The 19,748-nt window shown below is 49.1% G+C and carries 18 protein-coding genes; 5 read left to right on the forward strand and 13 right to left on the reverse strand.

The features are described from left to right. Positions 1 to 21 precede the first annotated feature (21 nt). Positions 22 to 558, reverse strand: a complete 537-nt coding sequence (locus ICL07_RS08175; RefSeq protein WP_188087427.1) for a histidine phosphatase family protein — start codon at positions 556 to 558, stop codon at positions 22 to 24. Between the two features lie 101 nt (positions 559 to 659). Between ICL07_RS08175 and ICL07_RS08180 the strand changes: the two genes are divergently transcribed. The 4 genes from ICL07_RS08180 (at position 660) to ICL07_RS08195 (ending at position 7,897) form a co-directional block, all read left to right on the forward strand. Next, positions 660 to 3,026, forward strand: coding sequence for a S9 family peptidase (locus tag ICL07_RS08180; protein WP_188087428.1), 2,367 nt, complete (start codon positions 660 to 662; stop codon positions 3,024 to 3,026). Between the two features lie 256 nt (positions 3,027 to 3,282). Then, positions 3,283 to 5,118 carry a glutamine--fructose-6-phosphate transaminase (isomerizing) gene (gene glmS, locus ICL07_RS08185; RefSeq protein WP_188087429.1) on the forward strand — a complete coding sequence of 612 codons (1,836 nt, stop codon included), beginning with the start codon at positions 3,283 to 3,285 and terminating at the stop codon, positions 5,116 to 5,118. Between the two features lie 14 nt (positions 5,119 to 5,132). Next, positions 5,133 to 7,334, forward strand: coding sequence for a DUF4954 family protein (locus ICL07_RS08190; protein WP_188087430.1), 2,202 nt, complete (start codon positions 5,133 to 5,135; stop codon positions 7,332 to 7,334). Then, positions 7,322 to 7,897, forward strand: coding sequence for a DNA-3-methyladenine glycosylase I (locus ICL07_RS08195; protein ID WP_188087431.1), 576 nt, complete (start codon positions 7,322 to 7,324; stop codon positions 7,895 to 7,897). The genes ICL07_RS08190 and ICL07_RS08195 overlap by 13 nt, the downstream gene beginning before the upstream one ends. Before the next feature lie 147 nt (positions 7,898 to 8,044). On the opposite strand, the gene ICL07_RS08200 is transcribed toward ICL07_RS08195, so the two are convergent. The 9 genes from ICL07_RS08200 to ICL07_RS08240 form a co-directional block, all read right to left on the reverse strand. Beyond that, a complete protein-coding gene (locus tag ICL07_RS08200; RefSeq protein WP_188087432.1) occupies positions 8,045 to 9,109 on the reverse strand; it encodes a cytochrome-c peroxidase in 1,065 nt (354 codons plus the stop codon). Beyond that, on the reverse strand, positions 9,109 to 9,891 hold the full coding sequence (locus ICL07_RS08205) for an MbnP family protein (protein ID WP_188087433.1): 783 nt from the start codon (positions 9,889 to 9,891) through the stop codon (positions 9,109 to 9,111). Before ICL07_RS08205 ends, ICL07_RS08200 begins: the two co-directional genes overlap by 1 nt. 65 nt (positions 9,892 to 9,956) lie before the next feature. Then, the gene (locus tag ICL07_RS08210) at positions 9,957 to 11,195 is read right to left on the reverse strand and encodes a sugar MFS transporter (RefSeq protein WP_188087434.1); all 1,239 of its coding nucleotides are present in this window, start codon (positions 11,193 to 11,195) and stop codon (positions 9,957 to 9,959) included. A 58-nt stretch (positions 11,196 to 11,253) separates the two neighbouring features. Continuing rightward, the gene (locus ICL07_RS08215; protein WP_188087435.1) at positions 11,254 to 12,036 is read right to left on the reverse strand and encodes an L-fucose dehydrogenase; all 783 of its coding nucleotides are present in this window, start codon (positions 12,034 to 12,036) and stop codon (positions 11,254 to 11,256) included. Positions 12,037 to 12,048: 12 nt separating this feature from the next. Continuing rightward, a complete protein-coding gene (locus ICL07_RS08220) occupies positions 12,049 to 12,876 on the reverse strand; it encodes an amidohydrolase family protein (protein ID WP_188087436.1) in 828 nt (275 codons plus the stop codon). Between the two features lie 93 nt (positions 12,877 to 12,969). Next, a complete protein-coding gene (locus tag ICL07_RS08225) occupies positions 12,970 to 13,299 on the reverse strand; it encodes an L-rhamnose mutarotase (RefSeq protein ID WP_188087437.1) in 330 nt (109 codons plus the stop codon). 6 nt (positions 13,300 to 13,305) lie between these two features. Then, entirely contained in the window at positions 13,306 to 14,157 is an 852-nt protein-coding gene (locus ICL07_RS08230; protein WP_188087438.1) for a fumarylacetoacetate hydrolase family protein, read from the reverse strand. Between the two features lie 24 nt (positions 14,158 to 14,181). After that, positions 14,182 to 14,940: a hypothetical protein gene (locus ICL07_RS08235; RefSeq protein WP_188087439.1), complete on the reverse strand. Its 759-nt coding sequence runs from the start codon at positions 14,938 to 14,940 to the stop codon at positions 14,182 to 14,184. Between the two features lie 75 nt (positions 14,941 to 15,015). Next, complete coding sequence (locus ICL07_RS08240) at positions 15,016 to 15,798, reverse strand: SDR family NAD(P)-dependent oxidoreductase (protein ID WP_223151776.1); 783 nt, start codon at positions 15,796 to 15,798, stop codon at positions 15,016 to 15,018. A 146-nt stretch (positions 15,799 to 15,944) separates the two neighbouring features. Between ICL07_RS08240 and ICL07_RS08245 the strand changes: the two genes are divergently transcribed. Beyond that, positions 15,945 to 16,622, forward strand: a complete 678-nt coding sequence (locus ICL07_RS08245; protein ID WP_188087440.1) for a M15 family metallopeptidase — start codon at positions 15,945 to 15,947, stop codon at positions 16,620 to 16,622. On the opposite strand, the gene ICL07_RS08250 is transcribed toward ICL07_RS08245, so the two are convergent. The 3 genes from ICL07_RS08250 to leuB form a co-directional block, all read right to left on the reverse strand. Continuing rightward, positions 16,619 to 16,891: a hypothetical protein gene (locus ICL07_RS08250; protein WP_188087441.1), complete on the reverse strand. Its 273-nt coding sequence runs from the start codon at positions 16,889 to 16,891 to the stop codon at positions 16,619 to 16,621. The two genes, ICL07_RS08245 and ICL07_RS08250, sit on opposite strands and share 4 nt — an antisense overlap. Positions 16,892 to 17,117: 226 nt before the next feature. Then, positions 17,118 to 18,623 (reverse strand): 2-isopropylmalate synthase, encoded by a 1,506-nt coding sequence (locus tag ICL07_RS08255; RefSeq protein ID WP_188087442.1) that lies wholly within the window; start codon positions 18,621 to 18,623, stop codon positions 17,118 to 17,120. Between the two features lie 27 nt (positions 18,624 to 18,650). Beyond that, positions 18,651 to 19,730 carry a 3-isopropylmalate dehydrogenase gene (gene leuB / locus ICL07_RS08260; RefSeq protein ID WP_188087443.1) on the reverse strand — a complete coding sequence of 360 codons (1,080 nt, stop codon included), beginning with the start codon at positions 19,728 to 19,730 and terminating at the stop codon, positions 18,651 to 18,653. Positions 19,731 to 19,748: the final 18 nt, after the last annotated feature.

The raw sequence follows: 19,748 nt of genomic DNA on the forward strand, positions 1-19,748 counted from the left end.
GCTTTGCGCCTTTGCGTGAAACTAATAACAATCCTCCGTAAGGCTGGTCCCTGCTGATGTTTTACGGACAATAAACAACCAGTTGTATTCATTTTCGTTGATGGTGGTCATATGCGGTTTGGCGCGCAGGCTGTGCAATAGCGGCACCAGCGTGTTGCTGTGGCCAATCACGAGGATACGTTTGCCCCAGTCGCCATGACGGGTAATTTCATAAATCAATGATTCGCCGGTAGTATCAGCTTTATAGAAGCAGGTATCCAGGTGTTGTTTGATCCGCAGGCTATCGGCTGTTTGGATACTGCGGAGATAAGGCGTCAGGTAAATCTTGTCGAGATGGGCATCTTTCAGCCTTTCATACAACAGTTCCGCCCTTTGAAAACCCTCGGTAGTGAGGCTTGTATCCGCTCCGCCGGGGTGGCGTTCCGCATGCCGGACCAGGTAGAACTTCCCGGTCAGGAAAGTCGTGTCTTCCGTTACCGGTACCGGTTCCCGTACCGGCGCCTTGGGCTTGCAGGCAACCAGCATTACAAGGCAGAATATGAAGGACAGTAAACGCATAAGCTGCAGGATAAGGGACAGCCAACCGGCGTCCATCCAAATTTTGTAGCAATTTATGATTAAACTGTTACATTTATCACCCAACAAAATACTGAACCGCTATGACAAAATGGGTATTGCCCGCCATTATTTTTTTATCAGCCAACAGTCTGTATGCCCAGCAACCAGGGCCTCTCACGGTAGAAAAAATCATGCGCGATCCTAAATGGATAGGCACTTCCCCCGATAACCTTTTCTGGGGAACCGATAACCAGACCATATATTTCAGCTGGAACCCTGATCAACAACTTGCCGACTCCCTGTACGCCGCCGGTATCAAAAATCACACCCCGGTAAAAACGGCGGCTGCCGACCGCAGTCTGCTGGCAGCCAGGTCCAGAGGCCGGTATAATGCCGACAGGACCCTGCTCACCTATAGCTACCAGGGAGATGTGTACCTGCTGGAACTCAAATCCGGTAAGACTATCCGCATTACGCAGACTACTGCCGCGGAAACCAACCCTGTATTCAGTTTCGGTGATCAGCAGATCGTATATGAACAAAACCGGGATCTCTTCGCCTGGAACAGGAGCACCGGTCTTACTACCCAGCTCACCAGCTTCACCACCGGTAATAAACCGGCTCCGGAAAAAGATGAGCTGGAAAAAGGCAACGAACAGGAAAAGTACCTGAAAGCCCAACAGCTGGAACTGCTGACCATTGTTCGGGACAAGAAAACAAAAAAAGATGCCTCCACCGCCTTTAACAAACAAAACGAGCCTAAGTCGCTGCGTAAGCTGTACCTGGGTGATAAAAAGCTGAGTTACGCACAAATCAGCCCTGATGGCCGTTATGTGGATTACCATCTTTTTAAGGAAGCCGATGGTAAAAACACCATTGTCCCGGAATTTGTGACCGCTTCCGGCTTTACTACGGATATCCATTCCCGTGAGAAAGTAGGCGCGCCGCAGGATACCCGGGAATCGTTTATCTATGACCGGGAGAGAGATACCGTACTGTCAGTTGTGCTGACAGACCTGCCGGGTATCAGGGACCTGCCGGATTATAGTAAAGACTATCCCGGCAGAGACAGTGCGAAGGTACGCACCGTGAGCATCAGTGGCCTCAGCTGGTCCGATAAAGGTACCCATGCCATTGCCGACGTACGTTCCGACGATAACAAAGACCGCTGGATTGTGCTGGTGGACCTGAGCAGCGGAAAAGTAAAATCGTTGAACCGTCAGCGTGATGAAGCCTGGATCGCTGGTCCGGGTATAGGCTGGCTCACCAATACCAACCTGGGCTGGATCGATGAAAACACCTGCTGGTACCAGTCGGAAGCCAGTGGTTATTCCCATCTGTACACCACGCAGGTCGTTACCGGCGCTACCACCCAACTGACCAAAGGCAATTATGAAGTACAGGATGTAACCCTGTCCAATGATAAAAAACATTTTTACATCGTCACCAATGAAGTACACCCCGGCGAAAAACAATTATACCGTATAGGCGTGAACGGTGGAAAGGCAGAAAGGTTGACCGCTATGGAAGGAGCACACGAAGTGAGCATTTCTCCGGATGAGAAATGGATAGCCTATCGTTATTCCTACTCCACCAAACCCTGGGAGCTGTATCTGCAGCCAAACAGCGCAGGCGCCAAACCCGTACAGATCACCAACCTGGCGCAATCTGCCGAATTCAAGGCATATCCCTGGAGAGATCCGCAGGTGATTACCTTCACCGCGCGTGACAATCAGCAGGTATATGCACGGTTGTATACACCTGATGCGGCGAAGAAAAATGGTGCTGCCGTTATTTTTGTACATGGCGCCGGTTATTTACAGAATGCCCACAAATGGTGGAGCAGCTATTTCCGGGAATATATGTTCCACAACCTGCTCACCGACAAAGGTTACACCGTACTGGACGTGGATTACCGCGGCAGCGCCGGCTATGGTCGTAACTGGCGTACCGGTATTTACCGGTATATGGGAGGTAAAGATCTGGACGATGAAGTAGATGCCGCCAAATATCTGGCAGAAAAATTGCAGGTGGACGCCAGCCGTATAGGTATTTATGGAGGCAGTTATGGTGGCTTCATGACATTGATGGCCATGTTCACCAAACCCGGCGTGTTTGCAGCCGGTGCGGCATTACGTTCTGTTACCGACTGGGCGCACTACAATCACGGGTATACCAGCAATATCCTGAATGAACCGTTCACAGACAGTATTGCCTACCGCCGCTCTTCTCCCATCTATTTTGCAGGAGGATTGAAGGGCAGGCTGCTGATGTGCCACGGTATGGTAGATACCAATGTGCACTTCCAGGATATCGTACGGTTGTCACAGCGACTGATAGAACTGGGGAAAGATAACTGGGAACTGGCAGTATATCCCGTAGAAGACCACGGGTTTACTACTCCCAGCAGTTGGACGGATGAATACAAAAGAATCTTACATTTGTTCGATAATACATTATTGAAATAGCCTCGAAGGATAATAATAACCCTTCGTTACTGATTTAGGGAATATAGTGAACGGTGAGCCGGATATTAACATTCGGTTAATCGCGCGCAATATTCCCTTTTTCATTTTAAATTTCATGATGCGAAGAATGCACGTTATGTGAGACGCACGCGAATGAACCATATCTTATATTATATTTTATTAACATCAACTGATGTTATTTTAACAATTTACGCGATATTGCATGATCACCCTCATTTAAAAAAAGCTTAAACACATGTGTGGAATTGTAGCTTACATCGGGCACAGAGAAGCATACCCGGTAGTATTGAAAGGCCTTAAAAGACTGGAATACCGCGGTTACGACAGCGCAGGCGTAGCCATTATCAACGACGGATTGCGGGTTTACAAAAAGAAAGACAAAGTAGCGGCGCTGGAAGAATATGCCTCCAGTTTCGATATGCGCAGCCCCATCGCCATCGGGCATACCCGCTGGGCCACCCACGGCGAGCCATGCGACCGCAACGCACACCCCCACGTTTCCAGTGATGGAAAACTATCGATGGTACACAATGGCATCATCGAAAACTACGTACAGCTGAAACAGGAGCTGATAAAACAAGGACATGTTTTCCAAAGTGATACCGACACGGAAGTGTTGCTGCATTTCATTGAGGAAATCAAAAAACAAAACCAGTGTCCGCTGGAAGAAGCCCTGCGCATTGCGTTGAAAAGAGTAGTCGGCGCTTATGTGATTGTATTGATTGATGAAGATAATCCGGATACCCTGATTGCAGCCCGCAAAGGCAGCCCGCTGGTGATCGGCGTGGGTAAGGGAGAACATTTTTTGGCTTCCGACGCCTCTCCTATTGTGGAATACACCAAGGAAGTAGTATATGTCAACGATTACGAAATTGCCATCATCAAAGCAGATGAGCTGATCCTCAAAAACATCTCCAACGAAAGACAGACACCTTATATACAGAAGCTGGATATTGAGCTGGCAGCCATCGAAAAAGGCGGCTTTGCCCATTTCATGCTGAAAGAAATATTTGAGCAGCCCCAAACCATCTTCGATAGTTTGCGTGGCCGTCTGGATGCCAAAAAAGGTACGCTGACCATGGGTGGTATCCGCGAACATGCGGAATTACTCAGCAATGCCAAACGTATTATCATCGTTGCCTGCGGCACCTCCTGGCATGCCGGCCTGGTAGCCGAATACATGATTGAAGAACTGTGCCGTATACCGGTAGAAGTAGAATATGCTTCCGAGTTCCGTTACCGCAACCCGGTAGTAGGAGAAGGAGATGTGATCATCGCTATCTCACAATCCGGCGAAACGGCGGATACGCTCGTTGCCATTGAAGCAGCCAAAGAAAAAGGCGCTATCATCCTCGGGGTATGTAACGTAGTAGGTTCTTCCATTGCGCGTATGTCTCACGCAGGCGCCTATACGCACGCAGGCCCGGAAATCGGCGTAGCCAGCACCAAAGCCTTTACCGCGCAGCTGGCGGTACTCTGCCTGGTTGGATTGAAAATAGCCGCGCAGAAAGGTTCCATCACCCCGCAACGTTTCCAGCATCTGCTCGATGAGCTGGACCAGGTTCCGGAGAAAGTGGCTACCGCATTGAAACTGGACGACCAGGTACAAAAGATCGCCGCCAAATACAAAGATGCCCGCGACTTCCTTTACCTGGGACGTGGCTATAATTTCCCCGTGGCCCTGGAAGGTGCGCTTAAACTGAAAGAAATCTCCTACATCCACGCAGAAGGTTATCCGGCAGCAGAAATGAAACATGGCCCGATTGCACTGGTAGACGAACATCTGCCGGTAGTGATTGTCGCTACTAAAGACAGCTACTACGAAAAAGTAGTCTCCAATATACAAGAAATAAAAGCCCGTAAAGGTAAAGTGATTGCGGTTGTGACGGAAGGTGACCAAACCATTCCCGCCATGGCAGATGACGTTATTTTTGTACCTTCAGCAGATGAACTCGTTGCACCTATTATCTCCGTTATCCCCCTGCAACTGCTCGCCTACCACATCGGCGTCATGAAAGGGTTTGACGTAGACAAACCGAGAAACCTGGCGAAGAGTGTGACTGTTGAATAACTTAGATCTTATCCATGAACAACATCAAAAAAAAACCACTATCCGAACTGGGCTACAACTTCATTGAAGCCCCGATACCCAAAGGAAAAGACGAATACTACCTGCGTAACGAGCAATGGAGCCGGCAGGGCGAATACAGAAGATTACTGGCGCACGAGGTGGAATCCCTCGTGCGCAATGATAACAGCTCCGACGACTGGAACAATATTTTTGTCTCCAATGAATTTAACCCGCAACTGGTGCAACACTGTCACTTTTTTGGGATGGTGCGCATCGGTAAACTGGAACCTTATTATCTCGAGTTCCATAACCTGCGGTTGCCCGTTGGTCTGTACAACAGTACCATCTGTGCCTGCGACTTCGGCGACAACGTAGTGGTACATAACGTGAACTACCTCTCCCACTATATACTGGGCAACGAAGTGATTGTGGCCAACGTCAACGAAATGGCCACCACCGACTATGCCAAATTCGGGAACGGTATTGTGAAGGAAGGTGAGCCCGAAAGTGGCCGCATTCAGCTGGAACTCTGCAACGAAAACGGTGGTCGCAGCGTAATGCCTTTCGATGGCATGCTGCCCGGCGACGCCTGGCTCTGGACACGCTTCCGCGACGACCAGCAGCTGCAACAGCAATTCAAAGCCTTCACGGAAAAACAGTTCGATAAACGCCGCGGATACTACGGCATGGTAGGCGACCGCAGCGTGATCAAAAACTGTAAGATCATCAAAGACGTTACCATTGGTACCGATGCCTATCTTAAAGGCGCCAACAAGCTGAAAAACCTCACCATCAACAGCAGCAGTGAAGCAGCCTCGCAGATTGGGGAAGGATGCGAAATGGTAAACGGTATCATCGGCTACGGCTGCCGTGTGTTCTATGGTGTGAAAGCGGTACGTTTTGTCATGGCGTCCCACTCACAGCTGAAATACGGCGCACGTCTGATCAACTCCTACCTGGGTAACAACGCCACCATCTCCTGCTGCGAGGTGCTCAACTCCCTGATATTTCCGGCGCATGAACAGCACCATAACAACTCATTCCTCTGCGCAGCAGTGGTCATGGGGCAAAGTAATATGGCTGCCGGCGCTACCATCGGATCTAACCACAACTCCCGTGGCGCTGATGGTGAAATCATTGCCGGCAGAGGCTTCTGGCCCGGCCTGTGCGTAAGCCTGAAACATAATTCGAAGTTCGCGTCGTTCACGCTCATCTCCAAAGGGAACTATATGTCTGAACTACATATCAATATCCCTTTCTGCCTCGTGCTGAATGATGAGCATGACAACCGGCTGAAGATCATGCCCGGCTACTGGTTCATGCACAATATGTACGCCATTGCCCGTAACTCCTGGAAGTATGTGGACCGCGACAAACGTACCGACAAAACACAGCTGATAGAATATGATTACCTGGCCCCTGATTCTGTAGAAGAAATGTTCCAGGGCCTGGCTATTATGGAATCCGCTGTGGCTAAAGCCTGGTACGCCCTACCGGAAAACACGCCCAAAAAGGAACTAACGGAAAAGGATCTACGTAAAAAAGGGAAGGAACTGTTACTGCAACATCCGGAAGAAGTGGCCCGTTTAACGGTGCTGGTAACCGGTATGGAAAACAGCTCCCGCCAGGTGCAGTTACTGAAAGTGCACAAGGCCTACGCTATATTCCGCGAACTGATTATTTTCTACGGACTGAAAAACATCATTGCCGCCAACAAACCATCTTTCCTCGCGTTGCAGGCAGCTGTTAAAACAGCCAAACGCGGCGACTGGCACAACATCGGCGGACAACTGATGAAAGCGGAAACCGTAAATCTGCTTAAACAGAAAATCAGGAAAAATAAAATATCCAGCTGGCCACAATTACACGAACAGTATGTTGAAATTGGCAAAGAATACGTTTCCGACAAACTGCAACATGCCGTTGCCAGTATGCTGGAAATAAAAGAAGTATCTTTGAAAAACTTCACCCCTGCCCTGCTCGCAGAATGGCTGGAAGATTCTACCCGCACGATGGAATGGATAGCCTATAACATTCGCCATTCGAGGGAGAAAGATTACAAAAATCCTTTCCGCCAACTGGCTTACGAAAATGCCAACGAAATGAACGTAGTCATCGGCAGCCTGGAAGACAACGCCTTTATCCAGGAAACGCAGAACGAGCTGGGTGAGTATAAAAACAGGGTGAGAAAAATCATCAACGAATGGGAACTGTAGAAAAAACCAGATGCGGCTGGAGCCTGAAAGATCAACTGTATAAAGACTATCACGATCATGAATGGGGTACCCCCAGTCATGACGACCGCCATCTTTTTGAAATGCTTTGCCTCGAAGGCGCACAGGCCGGCCTTAGCTGGTACACGGTGCTCACCAAAAGAGAAAACTACCGCAAAGCATTCGATAACTGGGACGCTAAAAAGATAGTGAAGTACGATGATAAAAAAATCGCGCAGCTGCTGGAAAACGAAGGCATCATCCGCAACAAGCTAAAGATCAATGCCGTTATTACCAATGCCAAAGCCTTTCTGGCCGTGCAAAAGGAATTCGGCACCTTCGACAATTATATCTGGTCTTTCGTAAAACACAAACCTATTGTCAATAATTTCAAGACGCTACAGGAAGTACCTGCGAAAACAGCTATTTCAGACGCCATGAGCAAAGACCTGCTGAAACGCGGGTTTAAGTTCGTCGGTTCTACTATCTGTTACGCCTATATGCAGGCAACAGGGATGGTGAATGATCATGTTACCTCCTGCTATAAACGAGCCCGGAAACCCTGATGTGTATGATTTTTTGCTGATTTCGCTGATTTGGGGAGATGGGTGGGAAGATAGAAGCGATTCTTTTTAATAGCTTTTAGGGAGATGATTTTAGCGATTTATTTTTTTTTGCCGCCATTGATATTATATCGATGGCGGTTTTGTTTTTTATGGTTCTATCAGTACTTCTGACAGGCTTTTGTTGTTGATGAGCGTATAGTCGGTGAGGGTATTAAGGAAAAGGTACAACTGCCGCTTTTGCTGGTCTGTTAGCGGGATACCGTTTTTCACCAGCGGATCGGTGCTGGCCGTTACCTGTACGCCGTGATCATAGAAATCGAACACCTGGAAAATATCGAAGTAGCGGCCATCGTGCATATAAGGAGAGCTTCTCAGGATGTTGCGCAAAGAAGGTACTTTGAACTTGAGATAGTCTGCAGTGTTGTTGGTGATTTTCATGCGCCCCACATCGTTGAGTGCCGCGAGGTAAGGCAAGCCGTTGCTTCTGTAGGTGAGATCTGTAAACAGCGGTTCTTTATGACAGGCAGCGCACTTCTGCTGATACAACTGATACCCTGCTGCTTCGTCCGGTGTAAAAGCCGCCCCTGGCACTTTGCGGATAATGCTGTCGTACCGGGAATTGCCGGAAATCATGGTGGCCACAAACTGGGTAATGGCTTTGAACATCCGTTCCGTCGTCACCTCCTCCGTTCCAAAAGCCGCTTTGAACTGCTGCCGGTATTTGGGATCACCCTGCATTTTTTGGATCAGCTCTTTCAGGTCCACGCCCATTTCCTTATGGTCCGTCAGTGGTGTGAGGGGTTGTATCTCCAGGTTATTCACGCCGCCGTCCCACATTAGTTCCCTTTGCCAGATCATGTTGAAGATAACCGGCACCGAGCGGGTACCTTGTTGCCCGCCTACGCCGTGGCTCAGCGCATGGTCAAAATGTCCGAAGGCCGCGAACTGCTGATGGCAAAAACCACAGGATACGGTGCTGTCTTTCGAAAGGCGGTAATCATAAAACATAAAACGCCCCAATGCAATTCCTTCTTTGGTAAGCGGATTATTGGCAAAACTATATACCGGATCGGGGAAACCGGGGGGCAGTGCCAGCGTTACCGGCTCCGGACGGGCATTGTCCGGCCCGCCCCTGTTTTCCTTTTTACAGGCATGGGTCAGTACCAGGAGTATCCCGAAGGCAGCAGCGATATAGAACGCTTTATGGCGCATTATTGATTTTTAATAGAGAACATCTGTTGATAGTTATTGGCGATGTTAAGTGCCGCTTCGCCCGGTCCCATGATGACCGGTGTTTGGGCAAAGCTCGCCGCATTGGGAGCGAACCATTTGCCTACGTTGGCGACCACTTTGAAGTTCGGCAGCGCTGCGGTAAAGGGTATTACGCGGAAATTCACCGGTAACTGCACGGTTTTGAGCACGTTATAAGGTCCTTTGAATCCGCCCACATGCCATTCAAATCCTTTTGCAGGTAAGTCTATCGCATCCGAAGTACCTTCCAGTTTGGCCATGATATAACCGCTGTTCCAGGTCCAGAACATTCCATTTACAGGGTCTAACGCGCCCGACTGTACGCCGCTGTTGTTGCGGGCGCTATCTACCCCTATCAGAAAGCGGATAGCCGTAAACGTTCCCGCAGGCACACTGTCGAGTAATATACGTTTGGTGGAATCCACCGCGTCGTCTATCAGAAAGTAGGCCGATGCCAGCGGGATGTTTTTCCCTGCGTCATCTACCAATGCGAAATTGCTGAGATAATAGCGGAATTTGGTGACCAGGAAGGTTTCACCGGCAGGATTCGTATATGGTTGCGTATTCCTGACCAGCGGACTGCCATTCATTTCATGGGAAAATTCGAGCCCCAGCCGCGTGTAATAGGCCGGTGGCGGCGGGTCCTGGGCTTTGTCTTTTTTAGCGCATCCGGAGAGCCATAGGGTAGCGAGGCATAACAGGACACCACGGAAGATATAGGAAGTAAAAATCCGCAAAATCATGGTATTCCTTTTTGTTATCAGGAAGATACGATGATTTTGCGGATTAGCGGATTAAAAAAGAACGCCTAACTTCTGCGGTAACCTCTCCAGCCGTAATAGAAAACTACCACGAAACAGAGCATCGGGATACCGTAGGAAATGGCGGTGGAATACTTTTCTGTTACAACCCCCATCAGGTAAGGAACAGATGCCCCGCCCACGATAGACATCACAATAAAGGAAGCACCCTTTTTAGTATGTTTTCCCAGGTCTTTTACGCCGAGGGCGAAAATAGTCGGGAACATGATAGACATAAAGAAAAATACCGCGATCAGCGCGTAAACAGAAGCGGCGCCGCTGCCTGTCATCACAAAAGCGCATAACAGCACATTGACGAAGGCATACACCGCCAACAGCACGTTGGGTGCTATTTTGCGCATCAGGGCAGTACCTACGAAACGGCCGGCCAGGAACAACACCATGCCGGCAGACAGCAGGTAAGCCGCCTTTTCGTTGGAGGTACCCTGCCAGTATTCGGTGGCATAGTTGATAAACAACGCTCCTACACCTACCTGTGCAGCCACGTAAAAGAACTGCGCAATCACGCCGCCTACAAAGTGCTTATGGGCAAAAAGCGGTCTTTCATCTTTCATCACGGCTTCGCCTTCCGCCTCAGCCTCTTTGATTTCAGGCAATTGGGTACGGTAGAAAAATCCTGCTATCAGCAGTACTACAAAGCCGATCACGATATAAGTCAGCTGAACGCTGGTGAGGTCATCTTTCCCGCCACCGAAAAACAGTGCGCCACCGATTACAGGACCGAGGAAAGAACCCAGGCCATTAAAACACTGTGACAGGTTCAGGCGTTGTTCGGAAGACTCCTTCGGACCCAGTACCGTTACATACGGATTGGCAGCCGTTTCCAGGCAGGCCAGCCCGCAAGCGAGTATAAACAATGACAACAGGAAGAAGTCAAAATTCAGCGCCCTGGCTGAGGGATAAAACAGGAACGCGCCGGCTGCATATAGCAGCAGTCCCATGATAATTCCCTTCTTGTAGCCGAATTTGTTCATGAACATACCTGCCGGTAAGGCCATGATAAAATAAGCGCCAAAGTAAGCACCCTGCAGTAAAGTAGAGCGTTTGGGCGTAATATTGAGCACTTCCTGGAAGTGTTTGTTCAGCACATCCAGCAAGCCGTAAGCCAGTCCCCATAAAAAGAAAAGACTGGTTACCAGTATAAACGGAAAAAGGTAGTTGCCAGCCTGTTTCCCGTTGGATGGACTGCTGGTATAGGTGGAATTACTTACTGCGCCTCCGGCCATAACGAAGAGTTTGTTGTTTTCAGGTTAAAGTATAATGTATCAGTTGATGGGCAAATGCTTAGCTGATGGACCTGTCGAGGTGTGTATAACCTCCGTCAACGAATAATATCTGTCCGGTTGTATGCGATGAGCGGGGAGACAGCAGGAACACGGTAGTGTTGGCGATCTCTTCGGAAGTGGTCATCCGGCGTTCGAAAGGAATTTTGCTGGTGATAGCAGCCAGTTTTTCTTTTGGATCAGGCAGGGAATTGATCCAGGTCTCATAAAGCGGAGTCCATACTTCTGCCGGGATGACGGTGTTCACGCGTACGGAATGAGGCAGCAGTTCTACCGCCCATTCGCGGGTAAGCGCGTTGATGGCGCCTTTGGAAGCCGCATAGCCGGAGGTGTTACCCTGACCGGTAGTGGCTACTTTGGAGCCGATATTAACGATATTGCCTTTCGTGCTTTTCAGGTAAGGCAATGCGAAGTGTGCAAGATTGTAGTAGTGTGACAGGTTGTTTTGCAGCGACTGCATAAAACGTTCAGGGCTGCCGCTTTCCAGTCCTACCCCATCGTTGGCGCCGGCGTTGTTAACCAGTCCATCTATCTTACCATATTTTGCAATGGTTTCAGCGATTACTTTGCGGCAGTCTTCCACTGCAGACAGTTCAGCTTTAACACCATGTGCCTGTCCGCCCGCTGAGATGATCTCATTCACGGTTTTAGTGTTGTCTGCTTCATTTCTGCCGGCAATTACGACGATTCCTCCTTCTGCTGCTACCAGTTTTGCAATACCTTCTCCAATACCTTTGGCGCCGCCGGTAACGATAATCACTTTTCCCTGTAATCCTAAATCCATATACGCTTTATATTATAGATGATAAAATGAGATGGCATTGCCTCCCATAATGTTGTTTTGTTCTGATGTTGATAATTTATTGATGTAGCGGGTGATGATTTCTTTCACTTCGCTGTATTCCGCTGCCAGCAGGCATACCGGCCAGTCGGAGCCGAACATGAGCCGGTTGGGGCCGAAGCAATCGAGCACTACATCGAGGAATGGTTCGAAATGTTCCGGCTGCCAATGTTGCCAGTCGGCTTCCGTAACGAGTCCGCTGAGTTTACAGTATACATTCGGCGATTGGGCGATGTGGCGCATATGTGCAGCCCATTCATCCAGCGCGCCGGTTTTAAAATCCGGTTTAGCTACGTGATCTATTACGAAACGGTGGTCCGGGAATTTTTTCACAAACGCTGCGGTGGCTGTTAACTGTTTCGGATATACGAGGATATCGTAAGAAAACCCGAAATCGGCCAGGGCGGCGATACCGCGGCAAAACTCGTCCCCGAGCAGAAAATTATTGTCTGGTTCTCCCTGCACAATATGCCGGAAACCTTTTAGTTTGGGATGCGTGGCATAGGCCGCCAGATGCTCCCGTACAGCGGGATGGCGCAGGTCTGTCCATCCAACCACTCCTTTAATAAACGGATATTTATCCGCCAGGTCCAGCAGGAAAGCGGTTTCGTTTTCCGACTGGTCTGCCTGTACCGCTACACAACCGTGTACGCCGTTGGCGGCCAGCACGGGTTCCAGGTGTTCCGGAAAGAAGTCGCCCCGGATCACCTGCATGGAATCATCTATCCAGGCGTCGCGGATGGGATCATATTGCCAGAAATGCTGATGTGCGTCGATTACCATAAAATCATTTAGAGATTTTTTGATTTTCGATTTTTTGATTTTGTGGAGATTATGTTTGGCTCCCCGAAATCAAAAAATCGAAAATCAAAAAATTTATAAATCAAAAATCTTATCCATGATGATCCATTTCTCTCCGGGTTTGGCTACCGGCAATGCCTGCTGGTATTTCCACATCAGCTGTTCCCATTCCTGTACTGTAGGATTGGCAGCATCCATGGCGCCTTTGCGTTCAAAAGAGAAGGTATCGTTTACTTCCATGATCATAAACAAGCGGTTACCGGCGCGATAGATTTCCATGTTTTGGATACCGCTGTCGGTGATGCTTTTTTTGATCTCCGGCCATACGTCCCGGTGATAGTTTTCATATTCGGCTATCAGCTGCGGATCGTTGACCAGGTCCAGTGCCAGGCAATAACGTGTCATAAGCGGTTATTTATAAGCTACGGCTGTTTGTTTGGAAGTGCCCAGGCCATCGATGCCCAGTTCCACCACATCTCCTGGTTTGATGTATACCTGCGGGTTCATACCGAGGCCTACACCTGCCGGTGTACCGGTGGAGATCACATCACCCGGGAGCAGGGTCATGAACTCGCTCAGGTAGGACACCACTTTCTGTACATTGAAGATGAAGTTGGAGGTGTTGCCATCCTGCATTTTCCGGCCGTTAACGGTGAGCCATAAACGCAGATTGTTCACGTCTGCGATTTCGTCTTTCGTAGCCAGCCAGGGGCCCATTGGCGCGAAGGTGTCGCAGCTTTTGCCTTTTACCCACTGACCGTTTCTTTCCAGCTGGAAAGCGCGCTCGCTGTAATCGTTGTGCAGGCAGTAGCCGGCCACGTAGTCCAGGGCGTCTTTTTCTTCCACATAGCTGGCTTTTTTACCGATTACCACAGCCAGTTCCACTTCCCAGTCTGTTTTCTGGCTGTTGCGTGGAATGACCAGGTCATCGTTAGGGCCTACCAGGGCGGTAGTGCTTTTGAAAAACACGATCGGTTCCGTAGGGATCGGTGCATTGGTTTCGCGGGCGTGGTCGGCGTAGTTCAGACCGATGCACACGATTTTGGAAGGCCGTAAAAAGGGAGCGCCCAGGCGGGTACCGGCAGGTACCTGCGGACAGGAAGCGCCGTTTTGTTCCCACCATTGGGACAGGCGTTCCAGGCCGTTGGTAGCCAGAAATTGTTCGCCGAAATCTTCTCCAAAAGCGCTGACGTCAAACATGCCTGCTGCTGTAACAATGCCCGGTTTCTCTTGTCCCGGTAAACCAAACCTGATCAGTTTCATTTCAATATTTTTAATTGTTATCCTTTAGTCTTTCTTGATTTCTTTTAGCGTTTTCACCTGCAGCCGGCCATTGTCTACCTTCAGATCGATGAAAGGTTCTGCCTTGCCATCTTTTACGAGGGAAAAATAAACGTGGTCCGCCTCGGAAGTTTGCTGGATGGTAGGCTGATATCCTGTTGGGATACCGATGTACATGCTTTTTTGTACGCCACCGAATTCCACATACAGCTCCACGCTGTCGGGACTGTTGTCCGGCTTAATTTCCGCAACGAAATCGGCAATGATCTGGCCCGACTGCATGTTTTTGCTGTACTTTTTGGTCAGATTGCCGGTAGCCGATACTTTACCCAGGCCCATGGTGTTTTCCATGTATTTCCAGATGGGTTCCGGCGGAGCGGTAGCCCACAGGATTTTCAGGTCGTTGCCTTCCTGGCTGGCATGGTAATACCGTACGGCGTGGTTAGCCTTCAGCACGCCGATATAGGCGCTGTTGGGCTGGTCCCACAGTACTTTAAAGACTTCCGCATCTGGTGCGTCTTTTAATATTACCTGTTCAAAACTTTTTTCTTTTTTCAGATCTTTTATCTGAAACTTAATGGTGATCTGCTGGGTGTCTTTATCTCTGCCTGTAATTGCTACGTCCACTGTGCCTGCTGGCGTAGCAGGTGTAATGGAAGCAGTAGCAGCTGTTTCAGTGCCGTTATTTTTTGTTCCGGTTCCCGAATTACAGGCGGTAAAGGCAATTGCTGCCATGCCTACCAGCCATCCACGAAAATGTTGCATAATCGTTATTAATGATTGATGAATGAATAGGTTGAAAGATAATAACGTTCAGCTATATTCATCACATTCAATCTATTAATTATTTAACCTGATAAACCCGCCATCGATCGGATAATCCGTTCCGGTGATGAATCCTGCCTCATCGGAGCAGAGGTAGAGGGCCAGGTGACCCACTTCTACCGGCTTGGCCATACGGCCTATGGGCTGGGTTTTGCTGAGTTTATCAAACATTTCGGCTTCTTTACCGGGATAATTTTTGGCGATGAAACCGTCTACAAACGGAGTATGTACCCTGGCCGGAGAAATACAGTTGCAACGGATATTGCTGCCCAGGTAATCTTTGGCTGCGGAGAGGGTCATGGTGAGTACCGCGCCTTTGCTCATAGAGTAGGCAAACCTGTCGGGGATACCTACGCTGGAAGCGATGGAAGCCACATTGAGGATAACGCCGCCGCCCTGGGCTTTCATTTGTTTAATCACCGCATACATGCAGTTATAGGTACCTTTCACATTAACCTGGTATACCCGGTCAAAATCCTGTTCAGCTGTATTTTCCAGGTTACCCACATGTGCGATACCGGCGCAATTCACCAGGATATCCAGTTTACCGGCCTGTTGCGCGATGCTGTCCATCACATTGATCACCGCCGCCTGGTCAGCTACGTTGCAGGCATGTACGGTTACCTGTCCGCCTGCTGCCTTAATTTCCTCCGCCGTATGGCGGCCCCCTTCTTCATTCAGCTCTATAATATGCACGTTTGCACCCTGGGCGCCAAAAGTTTTGGCGATCGCCTGTCCTATGCCGCTACCACCTCCGGTGATAACCGCCACTTTGTGATCTAATCTGAACAGCTCCATATTAAAAAATTTAAGGGTTCTAAAATACCTAATTTACAACGCGGTTTACAATTGTATTTTCACTGTATTTCATACTTTCTTGCCTATTTTCTCGCAAAATTCAATAATTTCCGGAGCTAATGCGAGATTTTTCATCTATAGATGTCATGAGAAGACTAATATTAACGGCCTTGCTGGGGGGCCTCGTGCAGGGCGCTGTCGCCCAGCAGATCAAGCCCAATAAGTATGGATTGCCGGTAGTAGAAAATACAGCCCAATATGAGCAACTGGTAAAAAAGGACGGCAGCCAGCAGCTGGTGGACCTGGAGGAGTTTATCCCGCATATCCGGAAAGATGTGCGTTATGCCACCACCAATAATTTCACCAAACAGCGGTTGTATACCAACACGAAGATCTATCTCCGCCGGCCGGCAGCGGAGAAACTAAAGGCCGTACAAGCCGTGCTGAACAGGAAGGGATATACGCTGCTGATCTACGATGCCTATCGCCCCTACCGGGTAACGGAGGAGATGTTTAAAATAGTGCCCAACGACCTATACGCAGCCGATCCCCGCAAAGGATCAGGGCATAACCGCGGCGTAGCCGTTGATTTATCGATGGCCGATCTTAAAACAGGAAAGCCCGTGGCGATGCCAACGGACTTCGATGATTTCACCAAAAAGGCGCATGAGAATTATGTTCCTGCAGATCCGGTGGTAGCAGCTAATCGCCAATTACTGCGCGAGACCATGAAACAACACGGTTTCAAGGGGTCCCGCACAGAATGGTGGCATTTTTATCTTCCTGATTACAAAAAATATCCGCTCATGGATATCTTTTTTTAATTGATAACGATGGTATCAATAGCCCCATCAAACGGGCCCCATTTGTAATAATACGTGCCAGCCGCCGGTGTTTTAAAGGCGTAAGGCACTTGTTCCATGTGAAGCGTGTCTGAACAATCACATCCTGTACTCAGGGATTTCAGGTATATCACGTGTATACCGGAAGAGTCACGGTCTTCAAAACCGCCGAATCGTTCACACCGGGTGGTGTAATAACTGATGTTAAAACGGAGGCTGTCCGCTGCGCCTTGTACACGGGCGGCTTTCAAGGGTGGGTAATAATGGTCGACACAGGGAGTCTTATGACATCCCGTCGCTAAGAAAAAAAATACGACCCCAAAAAAGACATGGTTAAAATTCATAATGGGTAATTTAAGTGATCTTAGTTGTTTGCGGGAACGCTTTCTGCAAAAACTATGCTACAACCCATTTCGAATAAAAAACGGAGTTGCCGGTTATACACCGCAACTCCGTTTTACCTGTTGTTGGCAATAGTTAGTATATCTTGTTCAGCGCATCTACATAAGCGTGTACAGAAGCGTTCACGATATCGGTAGAATAACCGAAACCATAGAAGGACTGTCCTTTGTGTTTTACGCGCATATTTACTTTACTTACATCTTCACTACCGCCATGCATGGCCTGGATGCTGAATTCATCGAGTTCAATTTCATCCTTGATGATAGCATGGATAGCATTGATGGTAGCGTTTACCGGACCATTACCGGCGGCGCTGGCTTCGCGGTCTTCTCCGTTGATACGCAGTTTTACGGTAGCCATCGGACGTAGCGGATCACCGCATACTACTTGTAACAGAGTTACTTTAATGGCTTTATCATCGTAGTTTTTATTATCGCCGTCGCCCATCAGTTGCAGCAGGTCTGCATCGCTGATTTCTTTTTTGTTGTCGGCCATTTCGAGGAAACGTTGGTACACTTCATCGAGATTGATTTTTTCCATTTTGTAGCCCAGTCTTTCCAGGTGGTGTTTCAGCGCATGGCGGCCGCTACGGGCGGTGAGGATGATGGAATTGGAGTTGATACCTACGTCTTCCGGGTTGAGGATTTCGTAGTTCTCCCGGTGTTTCAGCACTCCATCCTGGTGAATACCGGAGCTGTGTGCGAAGGCGTTGCGGCCTACGATAGCTTTGTTTGGCTGCACCGGCATACGCATCATTTTCTCTACCAGTGTACTGATTTCGTAGATGCCTTTGGAGTTGATATTGGTATGATATCCCATTCCGTGGTGTGTTTTCAGGATCATGGCCACTTCTTCGAGGGAAGTGTTGCCGGCGCGTTCGCCGATACCGTTGATCGTACATTCCACCTGGCGGGCGCCGTTCATTACACCGGCGATGGTGTTGGCAGTAGCCAGACCGAGGTCGTTGTGGCAGTGAACGGAGATAATCGCTTTATCGATATTGGAAACGTGATCTACCAGGTATTTGATTTTTGCGCCGTATTGATCGGGCAGGCAATAACCGTTGGTATCCGGAATGTTCACAGTAGTGGCACCGGCTGCAATCACCGCTTCAATCATCTGTGCGAGATAAGCATTATCCGCGCGACCCGCATCTTCCGCAAAAAACTCCACATCATCGGTGAATTTACGGGCATATTTTACCGCAGCCACCGCGCGTTCCAGGATCTGTTCACGGGTGCTGTTGAATTTAAATTTGATGTGCATGTCCGAAGAGCCGATACCGGTATGGATACGCTTGCGTTTCGCAAAACGCAGCGCTTCCGCAGCCGCGTCAATGTCGGTGGTGTTTGCACGGGTAAGGGCGCAAATAACGGGTTCTGTTACTGCTTTCGATATTTCCACCACGCTCTGGAAATCGCCAGGGCTGGAGATGGGGAAGCCGGCTTCGATGATATCTACACCCAATGCTTCCAGTTTTTTTGCTACAATAATTTTTTCGACGGTAGTCAGCTGGCAACCAGGCACCTGTTCGCCATCACGCAGCGTGGTATCAAAGACGTATACACGATTTTTATCCATGATAGTGTAATATTTTCTATGAAGAAATTAGTTCAGGTTTTCCAGGACTTTAGCGCCCATGGCGTCTGTTCCCATGATGAATTCGTTCTCAGTATGTTTATTGGCGATGTCCATGGTCCTGTAACCCTGGCGCAGCGTGGCTTCTACTGCTTTAATCACCCGTTGTGATTCGGTTTTGAGGCCGAAGGAAATATCCAGCATAAGGGCGGCAGACAGGATAGATGCCAGCGGATTGGCAATGCCTTTACCGGCAATATCATGTGCGGAACCGTGAATAGGCTCATAGAAGCCTACTTTATCGCCTACGGAGGCAGAAGCCAGCATACCCATGGAACCGGCAATCTGGGACGCTTCATCGGTCAGGATATCACCGAACAGGTTACCTGTTACCACTACGTCGAAACGTTTCGGGTCCTTGATCAGCTGCATGGCAGCGTTATCAATGAACATGTGTTCTGTTTCCACATCGGGATATTCTTTGGCTATTTCCTGCATCACTTCTCTCCAGAGACGGCTGGCTTCCAGTACGTTGGCCTTATCTACGGAGCAAAGTTTTTTACGGCGGGTGCGGGCGGCTTCATATGCTTTGCGGGCGATACGTTCCACTTCATAACGATGATAGATCATCAGGTCGGAAGCGGTGTTACGGTCTTCTGTTCTTTTCTTTTCGCCGAAGTACACGTCGCCGGTGAGTTCGCGGAAGAAAAGGATATCTGCACCACGGAGTATTTCCGGTTTGATGCTGGAAGCTTCCAGCAGCTCATCAAACAGTTTGATAGGGCGTAGATTGGCATACAGGCCCAGTTCTTTACGGATCTTCAGCAGACCTTGTTCCGGTCTTACTTTCAGCGTGGGATCGTTGTCGTATTTCGCGTGGCCGATAGCGCCGAACAGGATAGCATCGCTGTTTCTGGCTTTCTGCAGCGTTTCTTCCGGCAGCGGGTCGCCGGTGGCTTCGATGGCTACGTGGCCCATGATGCCTTCTTCAAACGTAAACTGGTGGTGATAGTTAGCGGCTACCGCAGTCAGTACTTTTTGTCCCCAGGTGGTTACTTCCTGGCCGATGCCGTCGCCGGGTATTACCAATATTTTCTTCTCTACGCCCATATCAGGAGGTTGCTTTTT

This window comes from Chitinophaga qingshengii (assembly GCF_014529935.1).
GTDB lineage: Bacteria > Bacteroidota > Bacteroidia > Chitinophagales > Chitinophagaceae > Chitinophaga > Chitinophaga qingshengii.

Coding starts and splice junctions, on each gene's coding strand:
- ICL07_RS08175 (WP_188087427.1), bottom strand. CDS start 558: ATGCGTTTACTGTCCTTCATATTCTGCCTTGTAATGCTGGTTGCCTGC.
- ICL07_RS08180 (WP_188087428.1), top strand. CDS start 660: ATGACAAAATGGGTATTGCCCGCCATTATTTTTTTATCAGCCAACAGT.
- glmS (WP_188087429.1), top strand. CDS start 3,283: ATGTGTGGAATTGTAGCTTACATCGGGCACAGAGAAGCATACCCGGTA.
- ICL07_RS08190 (WP_188087430.1), top strand. CDS start 5,133: ATGAACAACATCAAAAAAAAACCACTATCCGAACTGGGCTACAACTTC.
- ICL07_RS08195 (WP_188087431.1), top strand. CDS start 7,322: ATGGGAACTGTAGAAAAAACCAGATGCGGCTGGAGCCTGAAAGATCAA.
- ICL07_RS08200 (WP_188087432.1), bottom strand. CDS start 9,109: ATGCGCCATAAAGCGTTCTATATCGCTGCTGCCTTCGGGATACTCCTG.
- ICL07_RS08205 (WP_188087433.1), bottom strand. CDS start 9,891: ATGATTTTGCGGATTTTTACTTCCTATATCTTCCGTGGTGTCCTGTTA.
- ICL07_RS08210 (WP_188087434.1), bottom strand. CDS start 11,195: ATGGCCGGAGGCGCAGTAAGTAATTCCACCTATACCAGCAGTCCATCC.
- ICL07_RS08215 (WP_188087435.1), bottom strand. CDS start 12,036: ATGGATTTAGGATTACAGGGAAAAGTGATTATCGTTACCGGCGGCGCC.
- ICL07_RS08220 (WP_188087436.1), bottom strand. CDS start 12,876: ATGGTAATCGACGCACATCAGCATTTCTGGCAATATGATCCCATCCGC.
- ICL07_RS08225 (WP_188087437.1), bottom strand. CDS start 13,299: ATGACACGTTATTGCCTGGCACTGGACCTGGTCAACGATCCGCAGCTG.
- ICL07_RS08230 (WP_188087438.1), bottom strand. CDS start 14,157: ATGAAACTGATCAGGTTTGGTTTACCGGGACAAGAGAAACCGGGCATT.
- ICL07_RS08235 (WP_188087439.1), bottom strand. CDS start 14,940: ATGCAACATTTTCGTGGATGGCTGGTAGGCATGGCAGCAATTGCCTTT.
- ICL07_RS08240 (WP_223151776.1), bottom strand. CDS start 15,798: ATGGAGCTGTTCAGATTAGATCACAAAGTGGCGGTTATCACCGGAGGT.
- ICL07_RS08245 (WP_188087440.1), top strand. CDS start 15,945: ATGAGAAGACTAATATTAACGGCCTTGCTGGGGGGCCTCGTGCAGGGC.
- ICL07_RS08255 (WP_188087442.1), bottom strand. CDS start 18,623: ATGGATAAAAATCGTGTATACGTCTTTGATACCACGCTGCGTGATGGC.
- leuB (WP_188087443.1), bottom strand. CDS start 19,730: ATGGGCGTAGAGAAGAAAATATTGGTAATACCCGGCGACGGCATCGGC.